General features: G+C 71.7%; 19 protein-coding genes. 5 read left to right on the top strand and 14 right to left on the bottom strand.

Annotated elements, in window-relative coordinates:
- Positions 1 to 12: 12 nt before the first annotated feature.
- Positions 13 to 1,194 carry a lipase family protein gene (locus FB382_RS15380; protein ID WP_220481372.1) on the top strand — a complete coding sequence of 394 codons (1,182 nt, stop codon included), beginning with the start codon at positions 13 to 15 and terminating at the stop codon, positions 1,192 to 1,194.
- An 82-nt stretch (positions 1,195 to 1,276) separates the two neighbouring features.
- Here the strand turns inward: FB382_RS15380 and FB382_RS15375 are convergent, their stop codons facing one another.
- Positions 1,277 to 2,326: an IS30 family transposase gene (locus tag FB382_RS15375; protein ID WP_246377203.1), complete on the bottom strand. Its 1,050-nt coding sequence runs from the start codon at positions 2,324 to 2,326 to the stop codon at positions 1,277 to 1,279.
- A gap of 55 nt (positions 2,327 to 2,381) precedes the next feature.
- On the opposite strand from FB382_RS15375, the gene FB382_RS15370 reads away from it, so the two are divergent.
- Complete coding sequence (locus FB382_RS15370; protein ID WP_182540543.1) at positions 2,382 to 3,644, top strand: HNH endonuclease signature motif containing protein; 1,263 nt, start codon at positions 2,382 to 2,384, stop codon at positions 3,642 to 3,644.
- A 10-nt stretch (positions 3,645 to 3,654) separates the two neighbouring features.
- Here FB382_RS15370 and FB382_RS15365 read toward each other — a convergent pair whose 3' ends face one another.
- Both FB382_RS15365 and FB382_RS15360 read right to left on the bottom strand, forming a co-directional pair.
- Positions 3,655 to 4,818 carry a hypothetical protein gene (locus FB382_RS15365; protein WP_182540541.1) on the bottom strand — a complete coding sequence of 388 codons (1,164 nt, stop codon included), beginning with the start codon at positions 4,816 to 4,818 and terminating at the stop codon, positions 3,655 to 3,657.
- A gap of 119 nt (positions 4,819 to 4,937) precedes the next feature.
- Entirely contained in the window at positions 4,938 to 5,312 is a 375-nt protein-coding gene (locus FB382_RS15360; protein ID WP_182540539.1) for a cupin domain-containing protein, read from the bottom strand.
- 123 nt (positions 5,313 to 5,435) lie between these two features.
- Between FB382_RS15360 and FB382_RS22285 the strand changes: the two genes are divergently transcribed.
- Positions 5,436 to 5,888 carry a MerR family transcriptional regulator gene (locus FB382_RS22285; RefSeq protein WP_182540537.1) on the top strand — a complete coding sequence of 151 codons (453 nt, stop codon included), beginning with the start codon at positions 5,436 to 5,438 and terminating at the stop codon, positions 5,886 to 5,888.
- 9 nt (positions 5,889 to 5,897) lie between these two features.
- Here the strand turns inward: FB382_RS22285 and FB382_RS15350 are convergent, their stop codons facing one another.
- From FB382_RS15350 to FB382_RS15300, 11 genes are all read right to left on the bottom strand, one after another.
- On the bottom strand, positions 5,898 to 7,091 hold the full coding sequence (locus tag FB382_RS15350) for a DUF6596 domain-containing protein (RefSeq protein WP_182540535.1): 1,194 nt from the start codon (positions 7,089 to 7,091) through the stop codon (positions 5,898 to 5,900).
- Positions 7,092 to 7,117: 26 nt separating this feature from the next.
- The gene (locus tag FB382_RS15345) at positions 7,118 to 7,504 is read right to left on the bottom strand and encodes a YciI family protein (protein ID WP_182540533.1); all 387 of its coding nucleotides are present in this window, start codon (positions 7,502 to 7,504) and stop codon (positions 7,118 to 7,120) included.
- 89 nt (positions 7,505 to 7,593) lie between these two features.
- A complete protein-coding gene (locus FB382_RS15340; protein ID WP_182540531.1) occupies positions 7,594 to 8,184 on the bottom strand; it encodes a hypothetical protein in 591 nt (196 codons plus the stop codon).
- The gene (locus FB382_RS15335) at positions 8,181 to 9,095 is read right to left on the bottom strand and encodes a hypothetical protein (RefSeq protein WP_182540529.1); all 915 of its coding nucleotides are present in this window, start codon (positions 9,093 to 9,095) and stop codon (positions 8,181 to 8,183) included. Before FB382_RS15335 ends, FB382_RS15340 begins: the two co-directional genes overlap by 4 nt.
- A 46-nt stretch (positions 9,096 to 9,141) precedes the next feature.
- Positions 9,142 to 10,011, bottom strand: a complete 870-nt coding sequence (locus tag FB382_RS15330) for an ATP-binding cassette domain-containing protein (RefSeq protein ID WP_182540526.1) — start codon at positions 10,009 to 10,011, stop codon at positions 9,142 to 9,144.
- A complete protein-coding gene (locus FB382_RS15325) occupies positions 10,008 to 10,835 on the bottom strand; it encodes a zf-HC2 domain-containing protein (RefSeq protein WP_182540524.1) in 828 nt (275 codons plus the stop codon). The genes FB382_RS15330 and FB382_RS15325 overlap by 4 nt, the downstream gene beginning before the upstream one ends.
- A 2-nt stretch (positions 10,836 to 10,837) precedes the next feature.
- Positions 10,838 to 11,407 carry an RNA polymerase sigma factor gene (locus FB382_RS15320; RefSeq protein ID WP_182540522.1) on the bottom strand — a complete coding sequence of 190 codons (570 nt, stop codon included), beginning with the start codon at positions 11,405 to 11,407 and terminating at the stop codon, positions 10,838 to 10,840.
- A gap of 108 nt (positions 11,408 to 11,515) precedes the next feature.
- Positions 11,516 to 12,043, bottom strand: coding sequence for a hypothetical protein (locus tag FB382_RS22280; RefSeq protein ID WP_246377201.1), 528 nt, complete (start codon positions 12,041 to 12,043; stop codon positions 11,516 to 11,518).
- Positions 12,044 to 12,330: 287 nt separating this feature from the next.
- Entirely contained in the window at positions 12,331 to 12,903 is a 573-nt protein-coding gene (locus FB382_RS15310; protein WP_182540518.1) for a DUF6318 family protein, read from the bottom strand.
- Between the two features lie 188 nt (positions 12,904 to 13,091).
- Complete coding sequence (locus tag FB382_RS15305; RefSeq protein WP_182540516.1) at positions 13,092 to 13,385, bottom strand: contact-dependent growth inhibition system immunity protein; 294 nt, start codon at positions 13,383 to 13,385, stop codon at positions 13,092 to 13,094.
- Between the two features lie 17 nt (positions 13,386 to 13,402).
- Positions 13,403 to 14,806 carry an RNase A-like domain-containing protein gene (locus tag FB382_RS15300; protein ID WP_182540513.1) on the bottom strand — a complete coding sequence of 468 codons (1,404 nt, stop codon included), beginning with the start codon at positions 14,804 to 14,806 and terminating at the stop codon, positions 13,403 to 13,405.
- A 307-nt stretch (positions 14,807 to 15,113) separates the two neighbouring features.
- Between FB382_RS15300 and FB382_RS15295 the strand changes: the two genes are divergently transcribed.
- Together FB382_RS15295 and FB382_RS15290 are read left to right on the top strand one after the other, a co-directional pair.
- The gene (locus tag FB382_RS15295; protein WP_182540511.1) at positions 15,114 to 16,160 is read left to right on the top strand and encodes a ScyD/ScyE family protein; all 1,047 of its coding nucleotides are present in this window, start codon (positions 15,114 to 15,116) and stop codon (positions 16,158 to 16,160) included.
- A gap of 113 nt (positions 16,161 to 16,273) precedes the next feature.
- Entirely contained in the window at positions 16,274 to 16,483 is a 210-nt protein-coding gene (locus FB382_RS15290) for a DUF1918 domain-containing protein (RefSeq protein ID WP_125038331.1), read from the top strand.
- Positions 16,484 to 16,485 lie beyond the last annotated feature (2 nt).

Genomic DNA, 16,485 nt, shown 5'->3' with positions numbered 1-16,485 from the left:
GTTGCCTGTCACGTGAGGACTCACCTGCGCACCCCGATCGCACTGCTCGCCGCCGCCTTGGTGGCGGCCGGGCTGACCAGCACGACGTCGTACGCCGCAACGGCCCCGGCCCGCGACGGCGTCGACCAGCCGGTGGGGACCGTGCTGGAGTCGGGCCCGCTCGACCGTGACCTGTGGATCCCGAAGACCACGAGCCGGGCGCTGAAGCTGACCTACGTCACCACCGACGCGTTCGGGCACAAGGCGCTGAGCACGGGCACGGTGTTCCTGCCGAAGGGTGAGGCGCCGAAGGGCGGCTGGCCGGTGATCTCGTGGGCGCACGGCACGTCCGGCATCGGCGACGCCTGCGCGCCGAGCCGGGTCGGGCCGGCGCTGCCGCAGCGCGACTGGGCCTACCTCGGCACCTGGATGAAGCAGGGCTACGCGATCGTCGCGAGCGACTACGCCGGCCTCGGCACCCCCGGGATGCACGCCTACCTGCACAACCGCTCGACCGCGCACAACGTCGTCGACATGGTGAAGGCGGCGCGCAACCTGGATCTCCCGTCGTCGGAGAAGCTCAGCAACAAGTGGGTCGTCATCGGCCAGTCGCAGGGCGGGGGCGGGGCGGTCGCGACGTCGTCGTACGCGACGGAGTTCGGCGGCAAGGCACTGGACTTCCGCGGCGGCGTCGGGACCGGCGCTCCGGCGTACATCGAGCTGCTGGTCTCGCTGCCCGGGCCGGGTGTGCCGCCGGTCGACGTGAGCCCGGCGCTGACGGAGTACCTCGCCTACATCCTCGCCGGCATGCGCTACGTCCACCCCGAGCTGCACATCAACAGTGCGCTGACCGAGACGGGCAAGAAGTTCGTCGACATGGGCGAGCACGCCTGCACGAACGAGTTCGAGAAGGCCCTCGAGGGCACGGCGATCGGCGACTTCTTCACCAAGCCGCTGGCCTCGCTGCCCGGCTTCGTGCAGGCCGCCCGCGACTACCTCGGCATGCCGGAGACGTCGTTCGAGAAGCCGGTCTTCATGGCCAACGGTGCGGTCGACACCGACGTCCCGATGGAGACCACCGCGGCGTACGTCGGCGTGATCACGGCCAACGGCGCGGACGTGACGTTCCGGACCTACCCGACCGACCACAACGGGACCATGCAGGCGTCGCTGGTCGACTCGGTGCCGTTCGTGAAGGCGCTGTTCGCCCGCTGACCAGGGGGTGGGCGTTGTCCACAGATTTTCGAACATGCTTTCGGTTTGTGGTAATGCGGCGTAGAATCGAGGCATCGCGGATTCAAACAGCTGTTGCAACGAGCCCGTCGTTGAGGGCTTGGCCGGGAGTCTGCCAGTTCAGCGTCTGTCGGGGCCGGGTGTTGAGGCGTAGGGCGACGTCGTCGCAGTCGGTCTGGGTCAGGCCACGCAGGTCGGCGCCCTTGGGCCAGTACTGACGTAGCAGTCCGTTGGTGTTCTCGTTGGTGCCGCGTTGCCAGGGCGACTGGGGGTCGCAGAAGTAGATCTGCAGGCCGGTGTCGATCTTGAACTGGGCGTGCTGGGCCATCTCGCTGCCCCGGTCCCAGGTGATCGACTTGCGCAGCTCCAGGGGCAGGGTGGCGATCATCTCGGCCAGGCTCAGGCGGGCGAGCTCGGCGGTGTGCCGGCCCGGCAGCGGGGCCAGCAGCACGTAGCGGCTGGAGCGTTCGACCAGGGTGATCACCGCGCCCTTGCCGGTGCCACCCAGGAGCAGGTCTCCCTCCCAGTGGCCGGGGACGGCCCGGTCTGCGACCTCGGCCGGGCGGGCCCGGATGGTGATGTCATCGGTGATGCCCAGGGTGACGCGTTTCGCGCCGCCGGTCTGGGTCTTGCGGCGGGTCCGGCGGCTGCGCAGGTGGGCGGTGAGCTCGCGTTTGAGCTCGCCCTTGGTCTGGACGAACAGGGACTGGTAGATCGTCTCGTGGCTCACGCGCATGTCCGGGTCGTGGGGGAACATCACCGGCAGCATCGCCGCGATCTGCTCCGGGGACCAGTCCGCACGCAACAACTCCCACACCTGCTCACGCAGCGGCGCGTGGTCCAGCCGCCGCGCCTTGGGCCTTCGGGCCTTGATCGTGGCGAAGCGGTGGGCCCGCTCGGCGTCGTAGGGCCGCTGGTAACCCTGGCCGCCCGAGCGGGCGGTGCGCCTCTTGGGCGAACGGGTCCCCGGAGCCGAGAAGCTCCGCGCCAGCTCCCTGCTCACCGTGGACGGCGACTTCCCGATGATCGAGGCGATCTGTCCCTGCGAAAGACCGATCCGGTAACCCCGTTCAATCGTCCGACGCTGCTCCACCGTCAACCGTGCTCCAGGCATGCGCTGCAACCTCTACTCAATCGGAAGGACTTGCAACAACCGGTTGAGTTCACGCATGACAGCAGGCGTCCCCGAGCTCACGCACCCGGTCAACCGGTGTGCCGAGCAGCTCGCCGCGCTGCTGGACGAGGTCGCGGGCGTGGAGCCGATCTACATGACGGCCGACGACAAGGCGGCAGCTCTGCGGGCGCTGGCCAGGGACGAGGAGCGGCTCCACGAGCTGACGCTGCGGGTGCTGGCGGCAGCCGACGACGTGGCGCTCGAGGCGGGTGCCCGCTCGGCGGGGGCCTGGCTCGCGCACGAGACGCGGTGCGGCCGCGAGCAGGGTGCTGCGGCGCAGCGGCTGGCCGAGGCGTTGGGATCCCGCTGCCTGCTGGTGGGTGACGCGCTGGCCGAGGGACGGGTCAACCGCTACCAGGCCGCCGTGATCGTGAACGCCCTCGACGCGCTGCCCGAGGATCTCGAGGCCGAGGTGCGGATCAAGGCCGAGGCGCACCTCGTCGACGAGGCGGCACACTTCGGGCCCTCCGAGCTGCGGGTGCTCGGTCGTGGGGTGCTGGAGGTGGTCGCGCCCGACGTGGCCACGGAGGAGGAGCGGCGTCGTCACGAGGCCGCGGAGCGGGCCGCGCGGAAGGACACTCGGCTCACCATGCGAGTCCGCGGCGACGGGTCGACCGACATCAGGATCCGGGTCCCCGAGCAGGTGGCCGCGCGGCTGAAGGTCTACCTCGAGTCGATGACCTCGCCGCGCCGCCACGACCGGGACCCCGACGGTGCCGGCCTCGATCTGGGCGACGTGGCCCGACTGCCCTACGGCCGGCGCCTCGGTGAGGCGTTCTGCGCACTGCTGGAGCGACTGCCCTCGAAGGTGCTGCCCCAGCACGGCGGCACGGCCACCACCGTCATGGTGACCATCAAGCTGGACGACCTGCTCTCCGGTCTGGGGGTCGCGACCCTCGGCACCGGTGAGGTGATCACGGCCGGCGAGGCGCGGCGGCTGGCCTGCAACGCCGACCTGATGCCCCTCGTGCTCGGCGGCCCGTCCGAGGTGCTCGACCTGGGGCGGGTCGCCCGCCTCTACTCCGCGTCCCAGCGCAAGGCGATGGCCGTCCGCGACGGTCGCTGCCGGGCCGAGGGGTGCACGATCCCGGCGGCCTGGTGTGAGGCACACCATCTGCATCCCTGGTCCCTGGGCGGGCTGACCGACCTGGCTGACGGGGTGCTGCTCTGCAGTCACCACCACCATCTCGCCCACGACGACCGCTACGACGCCAGTCGCCTGCCCAACGGGGACGTCCGGTTCGCCCGGCGGACATAGGCCGGCGCGTTCAGCACCAGCACAACAGCACGGCCTGGACGAGGCCGGTGGCCGGCGCCTGCCACAGCTCCTTCGGTTCGGTGCTGGCCGAGCCGTCGCTCTCGTAGACCGTGAAGCTCTCGGCCGCCGAGGTGAGCAGGGCGAAGCCGTGGCCGCCGGGCGAGGCGACGAAGTCGTTGTTGAGCCGGTCGTTGGTGACCGCGGGCAGGACCGGCTCGGGGGTCGGCTTCGCGGCGTCCACATCGACCTTGGTGAACGGGCAGTCGGCGCCGTTGGGGCCGCCGACGATGACGGTGGAGGCGTCCAGCCAGGTCTCGACCACGCACTCGTTCCCGGGGCCGGGGTAGGGAATGTCGGTGCCGGACATCTGCTCGTCGATGACCCCCTGGCTCGCGTCGAGCACGCGAAGGACGGCGCCTCCGTCGTTGCCGGGCACGATGCCGGCGGCGCGCTTGCCCTCGGCGTCGGGGACGAACCCGAACGTCGTCACGAGATGGCCGTTCGCGACGCCGAGCTGGCTGTCGGTGTTGGTGGCGACCGTGAACGGTCCGCGGTCGGTCTCCGCCATCGTCGAAGGATCGACCGAGATGGTCTTGTCGCCGCGTTCGAACCACAGGTCGCCGGACACCGGGTCGAAGACCGGCTCCATGTCCCGCAGCGTCCCGCCGGAGAAGCCGCTGTCCACGTCGCCACCCGTCACGTCGGTGACGTCGCCGGAGGCCACGTCGTACCACCCCACCCGGTAGGTGCCGTCGTCCGGGAACGGCAGGCTGATCGCGATCCGTCCGAACGTCGGGTCGAAGGCCTCGCGCGCCCGCCACGACGGCCGCGCCGGGTCGCACGCGGTCACGAGGGAGGCGCTGCTCCACGGCCCCGTCTCGACGTACGACGTCAGGTCGACCTCGCCGACCACCTCACCGCTGGCGGGGTCGAGGTCAAGCAGCTGCATCGTGCCGCTCGTGCCGCCGGTGCACACGATCAGCATGAGCCCGGGGTGCGGCAGGTCGGCGACCGTGCCGACGGGCGACGGGGACGACGACGTCGTTGCCGTCGCCGATCCGGAGGTCGAGCTCGTCGCGGGTGGGGACGTGGTGTCCGGGGAGCTGCCGCCGCAGCCGGCCAGGCTCGCCGCGAGCACCAACGCCGCGGCCCTCGCTGTCGTCGATCGCCTCATGGACACCGCCCAGCGTCGGGGGTGGCCCCACGCCGACACCGGCGCCCCACTCCTGCAGTGTCGGCGCCGGGAATGGACCGGTCAATGAGGCGGACGGGGCAACCCGGACGGGCCACGCCCTACCGCTGGCCGGCGGACTCGAGCTCGACGGTGTTGATGCCGGGCGTGCGGTCGGCGAGCGTGAACTCGACGAACTCCGTGTCCTCCACGAGGTGGGCGTTGTGGCCCGGCCGGATGTAGTAGGCCTGCCCGGCGGTGATGTCCTCGGTCTCGCCGTCGGCGTACCGCATGGTGACGCGGCCCTTGAGGCAGTAGCCCCAGTGCGGCTCCTGGCAGGCGCCGCCGGGCAGGTCGGCGAACCACTCGGCGGTGTCGAGCCCTGCGTTCCAGCGCTCGAGGGCGATGGTCATCCCGCCGGCCTCGGCGCGGTGCTGCTGCCCGGCGCCGGGGACGTCGACGGCGAGCTCGGTGTTGTCGCGGGTGAAGGTGCTCATGGCGATGCTCCTGGGTCGGGGACCGACCCGGTGTCGGTCCATGTCGCCGAACCTAGGAGTTGAACTCGGGTGCAAGGTCAAGACCTTGACCCTGCACCCGGGTGCAAGGTCTACCGTGGACGGGTGCGGATCTCCGAGCTCGCCGCATCGGCCGGACTCCCCGCCACGACGGTGCGGTACTACGAACGGGTCGGCCTCCTGGCCCCTCCGGGTCGCACCGCGTCCGGCTACCGCGACTACGACCAGGACGCGGCTGCGCGCCTGCTGTTCATCGCCCGGGCCCGGCGGATGGGGCTGACCTGCGAGCAGATCACGTCGCTGCTGCCCATCTGGGCCGGCACCAACTGCGGGGCCGCCCACCAGCGCGTCGTCGACCTGATCGAGGAGAAGCAGGAGGACGTCGCGGACCGGATCGCGGAGCTGGAGCAGTTCGCCGACCAGCTGGAGGGGGTACGCCGGGCGCTGGTGGCCGAGTCGCCGCCGCCGGCCTGCCGCGCCGACCTGACCTGCTGTGTGCCCGAGTCGGCGGGGGTGCCGGTCGTCCTCGAGCTCAGGCCCCGGTCGGCGGCACGGTGAAGGCCGCGGTCACCGCCGGGAGTGCCGGGCCCTGGCGTTGAGGTAGCGCTGCTCGGGGACGGAGTCGGTGAGGGCGGCCGCCCGCTGGTAGGTGTCGGCGGCCTCCGGGCTGCCCTGGGCGTCGAGCAGGTGCGCCATCGCGGCGAGGACGCGGTGGTCCCGCGGGCGTGCTGCCAGGAGGGGCTGGAGCGCCACGAGCCCGGCCGCGGGTCCGTCCAGCTCACTGAGCGCGATGGCGGCCCCGAGCTCGGCGGCCGGGCTGGGGGCCACGGCGAGCAGCATCCGGTAGAGCTCGTGGATCTGGGCCCAGTCGGTCGACGCCAGCGACGGGGCGGTGGCGTGGACGGCCGCGATCGCGGCCTGGAGCTGGAAGGGGCCGACCGGGCCGTGCGGGAGTGCCTCCTCGAGCAGGGCAACCCCGCGCGCGATCATCCCCTGGTCCCACACCGCCCGGTCCTGCTCGGCGAGCGGGACGAGGAGCCCGTCGCGCGTGCGCGCAGCCGCGCGTGCCTGCACCAGCAACATCAGGGCGAGCAGTCCCGCGGTCTCCGGGTCGCGGGGTAGCGCCCGGTGCAGCCGCTCGGTGAGGCGGACGGCCTCGGTGACCAGGTCGTGGTTGACGACGTCCCCGCCGGAGGGTGGAGCGGCTCCGGTCGTGAAGACCAGGTGCAGCACGTGCCGGACGGCGTGCAGGCGCAGCGGCAGCTCGGCCGCCTCGACCGCACCGAACCGGGCACCCCCAGCGCGCAGGGTGGCCTTGGCGCGGCTGATCCGCTGGGCCGCCGTTGTCTCGGGCACCAGCAGCCCGGCCGCGATCTCCCGGGTGGTCAGTCCGCCGACCGCTCGTAGCGTCAGCGCGACGGCCGAGGCCGTGCTGAGACTGGGATGGCAGCAGAGCACGAGCATCTGGAGGGAGTCGTCGTGGTCCCCGGTGCGCTCGCTCCAGGTGACCGGTCTCGGCACCTCCTCCCGGATCTCCCGGACCTCCCGGTCGACGCGCGCGACCGTGGCCCGGTGGGCGTCGACCAGGCGGCGGGAGGCGACCCGGACCAGCCAGCCGCGCGGGTTCTGCGGCATCCCCTCCCGGGGCCACTGCTCGGCCGCGGCGACCAACGCCTCCTGGGCTGCGTCCTCGCAGTCCTCGAGAGCCGGTCCGCGGCGCAGCAGCGCCGCGAGGACGTGCGGCGCCTCGTGGCGCCACACGTCCTCGATCTCGGCGGGGAGTGGAGTCAGGACTCGCAGCCCGGTCGCATCGTCGGGCGGAGCTCGATCGTGTCGCCGGGGCACGAGAAGGCGGCGGCGATCTCCTCGGCACGCTCCTGGGACTCCACGTCGATCAGGAAGAAGCCGGCCAGGTGCTCCTTGCTCTCGGCGTAGGGACCGTCGACCGGGAGCGGCTCGCCCTGGAAGTGGAACACCCGCGAGGAGGCGGGGTCGCCCAGCGCGCACCCGTAGACGATCTCTCCCTTGGCGTCGGCGTCACCGAACACCCGCTCCCACCGATCCCCGAGGTCCTTCTGCTGCTGGGCCGGCAACGCCTGGTACTCACTCGTGTGGTCGCTCGTCGGGTGACCCCAGGGCTGCGGGTTGGAGTGGATCAGAATGACGTACTTCATCGAGGTTCTCCCTTGTCCGGGCGGCCGGTCGGCCACCTTCATACCCGAACGTCGGAGCCGGGGCACGGATCTCGACACCGTCGACGGGATCAGGCGCGGATCCCGGGCCGCAGCGCGGCCAGCAGCGCCAGCGCTCCGCCGGCGGCGAGGGTCAACCAGAAGGTCCACACCCCACCGCTGAAGCCGGCGATCGGGTAGACCGAGTCCCAGCCCAGGAAGCTCGTGACGACCAACGCCCCCACCAGGGCGAGGGCCAGCACCGCGGCGAGCATGGAGCCGGGAGCGCCGACCTCACGGCGTGAGGCGAGGGCCGCGAGGCCGGCGGCCAGCGTGATGGTGGCTGCCCCCGCGAGCCACCATCCCGACCGCTGGAGCGGGAGGTCGCCCGGGCGGGCGAGGACGACGAGGGTCCACAGCCCGAGGGGTGCGGCGGCCGGGCCGAGCCGCGTCGTACGACGCCACGCGGCGCCGCGGGGCGTGACGGCGACGACGGGGAGCGCCGCCTCGTCGTAGACGAACGCCGACCCGGCCGCGCACAGGGCGAGCAGTGCGGGGAGGAAGGCCGGGGCGTTCGACGGCCAGCGGGCGAGCAGCCCTGTGACCAGCGCCGCGGCGGCGCAGCACCCGAGGAGCGGGTGCCAGGCGACGCCGCGGCGGAGGTACCACCAGCGCAGGGTCACTTCGAGACCTGGTAGGGGATCGGGTCGGAGTGGCGGACCTCGCCGGGGCCGGTGAGCATCGCCAGGGTCAGGCACGCCAGCCCGGCGACCACCACGGCCACGATCGCGGTGCGCAGCTGGCGGGTGCGGGCGGCCTTGTCGTGCCAGATCGCGACGAGTGCGGCCGCGGCGCACAGGCACAGGACGTAGCCCAGGTAGAAGAGCGGGTTGCCCGCGCCGACGTCGGCGGTGCCGTCGGTGTTGGTGCCCGAGTGGAACATCGCCCACGGCACCCACAGTCGCAGCTCGGACGCGCCGCCCGTCGACCCGATCTGCCCGACCAGGTCCAGGGCGACGAGGCCCACCACGACGACGGCGGCCGCGCCGGGGAACGTCACCCAGCGACCGGTCAGCACGCCGAGGAGTCCGCCGCCCAGGCAGGCGACCGGTCCGAGAGCGACCAGGATGCTCCACACCTGCCAGTCGGGCATGGTGTCGAACCACCACTCCTGCGGCGCCGGCGGCTTGGCGGCCACCATCGCGAGCATCATCGCGGTCCACACGACCCCGACGGCGCAGGGGACGAAGCAGGCGAGGGCGAGCGCCGCCGTACGGCGTCCCTCGGTGCCCGGCGCCGTCCCGACCGCCTCGACGGCGGCCTCGGTGGACCGGGTGAGGCGGGCCATCGCGACCAGGCTGGTCAGGCCGATGAAGAAGGCGGGGATGACCGGCCAGGACAGCAGGTCGCCGATCGTGGGGTCGTCGGCGGGCTCGCTGGCCGTCACGAACGTCAGCACCGTGACGCCGAAGGCGAGCAGGACGCCGATGAGGAAGACGGGGTGCCGGACGAGGCGGCGGGCCTCGATGCCGGCCATGGTGCCGAGGCCGCCGGCGCCGCCGGTGCCGGTCGCGGGCAGGGAGATGCTGGCCATGGGGTGCTCCTGTGGGGATGAGTGAGGGCCCGAGGTGAGAGGCAGATCAGGCCGGGGCGCGAACGTTCCGCGCGTCGGCGCCGAGCATGAGCAGGTAGGCGTCCTCGAGGGTCGGCTCCGTGGCGACGGAGCCAAGGGGCGGCGTCCCGCCCACGACGTGGTGACGACCGGTGCCGGTGCGCCAGCTGGCGAGCGCGTCCGGTGCGGGGTCGTCGGAGAGCCAGACCAGGCCCTCGGCGGTGGCGATCAGGTCGGCGACCGGACCGTCGAAGCGGATCGTGCCTCCCGCCAGCACCACGACCCGCTCGCACAGCGCGGCGACGTCCTCGGTCTGGTGGGTGGAAAGGAGCACGGCGCAGTCGTTGGCGATGACGGAGAGGGTGCGGCGCAGGTCCGCGCGCTGGCTGGGGTCGAGACCGGTCGTCGGCTCGTCCAGGACCAGGATCCGCGGGTCGCCGATCAGTGCCTGGGCGAGCGCGACGCGGCGGCGCTGGCCGCCGGAGAGCTTGGTGACCCGCTTGGTCGCCAGCTCGGCGAGATCGACGAGGGCCAGGACGCGGCGTACCTCGGCGAGCCGCCGCTGGCGGTCGTTCCACTCCTTGAGGACCGCGACGTACTCGACGAAGCCGAATGCGGTCATGTCGCCGGGATAGCCGAGCTCCTGGGGGAGGTAGCCGAGCTGGCGGCGGATCGCGGTCACGTCGTCGTGGGAGCCGCCCGGGTCGCGGCCGAGGAGGCTGACGCGGCCCTTGTCGGCGGCGATCGAGGTGGCCACGATCCGCAGCAGCGTGGTCTTGCCGGCGCCGTTGGGGCCGAGGAGGCCGGTCACGCCGCGGTCGAAGGTGAGGTCGACGTCGGTCAGCGCGCGGGTGCGGCCGAAGGACTTGGTGACGCCGTGGAGCTCGACGGTGTTCACAGCAGCGCTCCGATCTTCCGGTCGCGGCGGGCCTGCAGCGCCAGGACGCCGCAGGAGGCGAGGGCGAGGGCGAGGTAGGCGAGCTGCTGGGTGGCCTGGACGGGCCAGGTGGCGGGGAAGTGGCGGACCGAGAGCAGCACGACGCCGCTCCACGCGATCGACAGCACGGCCGCGCCGGTGCGGGGGCCGACGAAGCTGGAGACCGCCAGCAGGACGGGGACCAGGGCGAGCGCCGGCCCCAGCCAGGCGGCCGCGAGCCAGTCCGGGCCGGGGAGGAGCAGGCCGAGGGCGGCGGTGAACGGGAGCACCGAGACGAGGACGGCGAGGGTGCGGATGAGGATGAGGCGGGTCCGGCCGAACGGGGCCGTGACGACGAGCGCCTCGAGCGGGTCCTGGTCGGGTCCGTAGGCCGCGGCGACGCCGATCACCGGGACCATCGGCGCGACCAGCAGAAACGGCGCGACGTGGTCCTGGCCGGCCACCATCACCGCGAACGTCGCGAACCCGACCGCCACGAACGCGCCCACCAGCCAAGCGGTGCGCAGGGAGGCGGTCGCGGCGAGGAGCACCGCGGTCGGCTCGCTGACGCCGCAGCGGCGGGCGATCCGGATCGGGAGCGGGAGGGGCGGGCTCTGCACGGCGTCGCGGACCCCGGCCCACGCGCGGTCGAGGGCGGGGGCGGGGACGTGGGCGGCGATCGCCGTACGGCACTCGGCGCAGCGGACGAGGTGCTGCTCCACGGACGCGCCGCTGATGGCGTCGAGCTCGCCCGCGACGTACGCGCTCAGGAGTTCGGCGTCGGCGTGCCAGTGCTGGGTCGTCATCGTCATGCCTCCTGGGTGTCCACGAGCGAGCCGCGCAACTGGGCCTTGGCGCGGTGGAGACGGGTCTTCACTGTGTTCTCGCGTACGCCGAGCAGCCGCCCGGCCTCCTTGGTGGTCAGGCCGTCGAGCACGACCGCCTGGACGACCGAGCGGAACTCGGGGGAGAGGCGGCGCAGGGCGCCCGCGAGGTCGCCGTACTCGACCCCGAGGAGGACCTCGTCCTCGGCCGCCGGGGTCTGGCCGGCCTCCCACTCGGGGAGGAGGAGGACGTCCTTGCGGGAGCGGAGGCGCGAGACCATCCGGCGGAACGCGATGCCCCAGAGCCACGCCGCGACCTCGCCCGTGCCCCGGAAGCGGCGAGCGTCCTTCCAGAGGGCGACGAAGGTGTCCTGGACGACGTCGGTGACGACCTCGGAGTCGTTGCAGCGCCGCATCAGGCGGGCGAACAGCCACGGGGAGTGGCGGCGGTAGAGCTCCTCGAGGGCCCCCGTGTCGCCGCCGGCAACCAGGGCGACGAGGACCGTGTCGTCGTGGTCGGCGTGTGCCCGGCTGTCAGCCGCGAGGGCTCCCATGCTGACACTGTCGCACCGGAGGGCGGAAAAGGTTCCCGGGTTTGGTCGGGACGTCATGCGACCCGGTGGCCAGGGGGCTCGGTTCGTATGACGTCCCGGGCAGTGTGGCTAGTGGTAGCCGACGAGGACGGGACTGGCGGTCGTCACCTCGAGCGGGACCGGGCTGCCCGGGATCGTGACGGTGCCGGTGACGTCGCGCCAGGGTCCGCCGTTCACGCGGTAGCGGGCGGCGTACGTCGTGTCGACGCTCGGCGCGAGCTTGCCCTTGCGGGTGTAGCGGTGGGTGATGTCGAGGTGGGGGTACGGCGCGCCCGGGCTCGTGCTGCTGAGGCTGCGGCCGTCGTCGAAGACCCAGTTGAACTGGCTGGGCCAGATGTGCAGGTCGACTCGCTGCCCCAGGAGGCGGACGGTGCGGTCGAAGGCGCCCTGCTCGGTGTAGAAGTTCGTGTCGAAGTTGACCAGGGTCCGGCCGTTCGCGGGTTGGACGGTCAGCTCGGACTTCGGAAGGTCGATGCGCCGGAGGGCGCGGAGGACCAGGGCGTTGGTGATCTGGGGTTGGGCTGTGACGCCGGTTTCGGGACAGAAGGTCCCCTGACTGAGAATCTCGCCGTCCGGTGCCTCGAACCAGACCCACATGACGGGCGATCCATCCGCGCACAGCGCAGTCTGATTGCAGAGAGCGCCACCTCCGTCCTCGCAGATGGGATGGCTGTGCCAGGTGCCCGCCGCGCCGGCGATCGTTGCTTCCGGGTCTGTGCCGCAGTTACCGCCTGTCTGCTGCGAGACCACATTCAGAGCCCCACCAGCTGGGCTCGCGCCAGTATTGGTTACCGGCTGGCCACAGTCGGCGAACGCAGCAACGTTGCGCGCGTTGGGTAGGGCGAGAACGACAAACATGAGGACGACAATCTTGGCCAGGGCTCTCATGAAGGGACCTGCCAGACGCCGACCTTCCAACCCGAGTGTCCAAAGTCCATCGTGAACACAACATCGACGGTGGATTCGGGGAACTTCCGCTCTTTCTTTCCGGGCTCGAACACCACCTGGTCGGTGTTATGCGTGCGGAAGGTCTCGCGAAAAATGACGTGGTCTCGGTAGTACAGCCGCTTGGATTCGAGGTCCATAAGCGAATAGACCCCACCTTCAATGTGTCCCCCCTTGGCGTAGAGGGCGTTCACGAAGTCCGTGGCGGCTGCGCAGGCCTGACACGTGGGCGCCGCCAAGCGTTCTAGGCCGTCAGTTTTCCCCGTGGCCTGCGCGTAGTTGGCCATGTCCCAGAAGAACTTCACGAAGGCTTCGGCGCCAGCCGCGGTGTGCGCCTTGGCGGCCTCCGGCATGACCGGTTCAACCGGGCCGGAAGGCGACGGCGAGGTAGAGATCGACGTACTGGGTGACGTGGGAGGGGCGACCTTGGGCTCGGGGTCCCCCGAGCAGGCGCTGACGAGAAGCAGCGGCACTGTGAGGCCGAGAGCGAACGCCGTCCGAGAGCGATGCACGCGCCGATCCTTCCCGAGATCCACGATCACCCAACGAGGGCGACACCAGCGACGTTACCCATGACTTCCCGCCGCTGAAACGCTCGAAATCGGATCTGTGGACAACCGAGGTGGCCGGCCCCAGGACGTCATGCGTTCCGTGAGTCATAGGGCTCTTTCCGTATGACGTCCTCGGACTCGGTGGCGGCTCAGCCGTGCACCAGGTACTCCTCGGTGCGCGCGGCGACCTCGACGAGCCAGTCGCGATACGTGGTCCCGGGATCGACCGTGTAGCAGGACCCGAGCGCCGACAGGTGGGCCTCGATGTCGGCTTCGCTCGGCATGGCGATCAAGAGTTGCTTGATCTCGCCGGGGAGGAGCGGTGCCAAGTGCGGCTCTCCCTCGAGAAAGTCGCGAAGCGTCAGCCATTCGTCTTCATGCTCGGTGTACCAGTCCTGGTGAAAGTACGCACCGACGAGATGCTCTAGTGCTGGCGTGTGCACCTTGTCCTCCTTAGTCATCACGGTTGCGGAAAGGCCGTGAGAATCCGGTACCCGTCGGGCATGGAAGCGTCGCGCTGCAGGATCACTCTGATGCCGGACACCTCATGCATGGCACCTGAGCCATCCATCGAAACGCCAGACGAACCTTCGCACACGTCATCGAGCCGCAGTCGGCGATGACCGGATGCAAGCCACTCCTCGATCTGTGCGATACGCCGGTTGAGCACCTCGCCGATGAGCCGCTCGGCCGACGACTGGTTCGAAAAGGTCGACGCGAACTGTGGGGGCTTCGGACCAGTGAAACGATCTGCCAACTGGCCCTCCGACTGGCCGACGTGTTTGGCGAGGGTGTGGCTCGGACCGTTCTCGTGCTTCGCCAACCAGCCCGGTCTGTCCCAGAGCACCCGGAACTCACCGCGTTCACCCTGGGCCACCGACCGAGCCACGGACGCCTCCTTGAACTTCACCAGCACACCCCGCGTGGAGCGGAGGGCGTCGCGGGTGGCGCGGACGGTGCCGGCGGTGGAGGCGGACAGCGCCTTGAGGGAGGTGAGGATCTCGAGGAAGCGCGGGGTCTCGGCACCGACGCGGGCGACGGTGGCGCTGCCGCCGGCGATGGCGCCGCCGCCACCGGTGAGGACGCCGATGGCGGCGCTGATGGCGATGCCCTCGACGACCTGCTCGAGGAGCCACTCGGCGAGGTCGATGACCTCGTGGCGCTTGGCGTCGACCTGGTCGGCGTAGGTGTCGCAGGCGGCGGCGAGGGCGGCGTACTGGTCGGCGACGGTGCGGACGGTGCGGCGCAGCTCGTGGGTGGCGTCGACGGCGAGGGGGACCTCGGGGGAGCGCTCGCCCCAGAAGCCGCGGACGGCCTGGTCGCAGGCGGTCTCGAGGTCCAGCAGCCCGTCGGCGGCCGCGCGCCACGTCGCGCCGGCCTCGCGCAGCCGGTCGGTGTCGGCGTTGGGCCAGACGAAGCCCTGGATGTGGTCGAGGATCCAGCCGACCAGGTGGCCGTAGGGGGCTGAGGCGGTGGCGCCGAGGCAGGTGGGCGGGGTGGACGGGAGGACGGCGACGTACCCGGCGCCCGGACCAACATCGGGCACCACGCCGCCGTCGTAGACGGGAGTGCCGCCGACGACGGAGCGCGCCTCGGCACGCGCGTGGTTGAGAAGAGTGGCGTGGGTGAGCCGGCCGAGGCCGGCGAACGAGTCGACCAGGTCGGCGAGGGCGGTGACGGCCTCCCGCGCACTGTCGTCGTACGCCGTGGCGAACTCCCGCGACGTGCTGTCGTCGCCCGCCATCCCGCCGGTGGAGGTGAGGCCGGCGACGAGCCGCTGGTGCGCGAGTGCGCCGAGCTGATTGCCCTCGCCGAACGCGGTGCGGGCGGACTCGTAGCCGCCGCCGTCGATCTCGAGCTTCATGCCGGAGACCCTTCCCGAGTCGGGAGAGTCGGCACACCGGCGAAATCGGATCTGTGGAAAACCATCCCGGCCCCGGCAAGTGTCGCTCCCGACCGGGACCGGGATGGAGTGGCGGGCCGAGGACCACAGGCTGTCAGCGCCCGTCGTGCGGCCTCATCACCCAGATCGGGGGTGACAGGTGCCCGGGCCGGCGGAAGAGTCGGAGTCGACGTAGCCGAACCACTACCACCTCTGTCGCGCGTCCCCTCTCGGGTCGCTGGTGGCACCAGTCGATACGACCTCAGCCCTACCTGCCGACGGAGCAACCATGCGTCCCCAGCGCGCACTCCTGATCGCCGCCACCGCCGTGGCCGGCTTGATCGCCTTCACCGCACCCCAGACCGCCATCGCGGCCCAGCCCGCGCACCACCACGCCAGCCACCACGCGAGCCCCAGCAGCACCGCCACCCTGCTCACGTCCGGTCTCGCCGGCGGCGGGGGCAGCACGATCGGCCCCGACGGCGCCCTCTACGTGACCGAGGCGCTGGCCGGCCGGATCACCCGGGTCGATCCGGCCACCGGCGCGAAGACGACGTACGCCAGCGGCCTCCCGACGCGCGTGATCCCGCTCGGCGGCACGATGGACGTGGCGTTCGTGGACGGTACGGCGTACGTGCTGGTCACCCTGGTCGGCGCGGACGTCGGCGGCACCAACACGGTCGGGATCTACCGGATCGACAGCACCACGACCCACACGGTCGTCGCCGACATCGGCACCTGGGCGACGACGCATCCGCCGGCGACGGCCTTCGAGGTCCCGAGTGGCGTGCAGTACGCACTGCAGCCGTGGCGCGGCGACCTGCTCGTCACCGACGGGCACCACAACCGGGTCCTGCTCGTCGACCTCGACGGGAAGCTCGGATCGAACGTGTCGCAGGTGATCGCCTTCGGCGACATCGTGCCGACCGGAATGGCGCGCCAGGGACACACGCTCTATCTCGCCGAGGCAGGACCGGTGCCGCACCTGGCCGCCACCGGCAAGGTGGTGCGGTTCGAGCCCGGTGACGCCACCGCGACCGACGTGGCGTCGGGAGCTCCGCTGAACGTCGACGTCGAGCTCGGGCCGGGCCACCACGGCCGGACCCTCTACGCCCTGTCCCAGGGCACCTTCCACGCCGGCGACCAGCCGGGCTCGCCGGCGATGCCGGACACCGGGTCGATCCTGCGGGTCAACGCCGACGGCACGATGACGACCGTGACGACCGCGCTCGACCGGCCGACGTCGCTGGAGATCGTGGGGCATCGCGCGTACGTCGTGACGCTGGACGGCGAGATCTGGACCGCCGACCTCGGCGGGCGCGGGCACGACGACTGACCGGCGAACAACCCGGTCCCGGACCGGACGGCCCGCTGCTTCGGGGGCGGTGGGCCGTCCTTCCCGTGGGGAGGGGTCTTCTGGGGCTTGCGGGCCCCTCGAAGCGGAGCATCATGGGAGAGCAGGAGGTGGTCAGGGTGCAGGCAAAGGTCGGAGACCGTCTGGTCGTCGAGAGCCGGGCCGCGGAGGCCCACCGGCGCGAGGGCGAGATCATCGAGGTGCACGGCGAGGACGGCGCACCGCCGTACGTCGTGAAGTGGCTGGACGGCCACGAGGGGCTGGTCTACCCCGGGCCGGACGCGCACGTGGTCGGGGCCGGCTGAGG

Origin of the sequence: Nocardioides ginsengisegetis (genome assembly GCF_014138045.1) — a bacterium.
Lineage (GTDB): Bacteria > Actinomycetota > Actinomycetes > Propionibacteriales > Nocardioidaceae > Nocardioides > Nocardioides ginsengisegetis.
The sequence above is the reverse complement of the archived record's forward strand: the minus strand, read 5'-3'. Positions and strand labels throughout refer to the sequence as shown.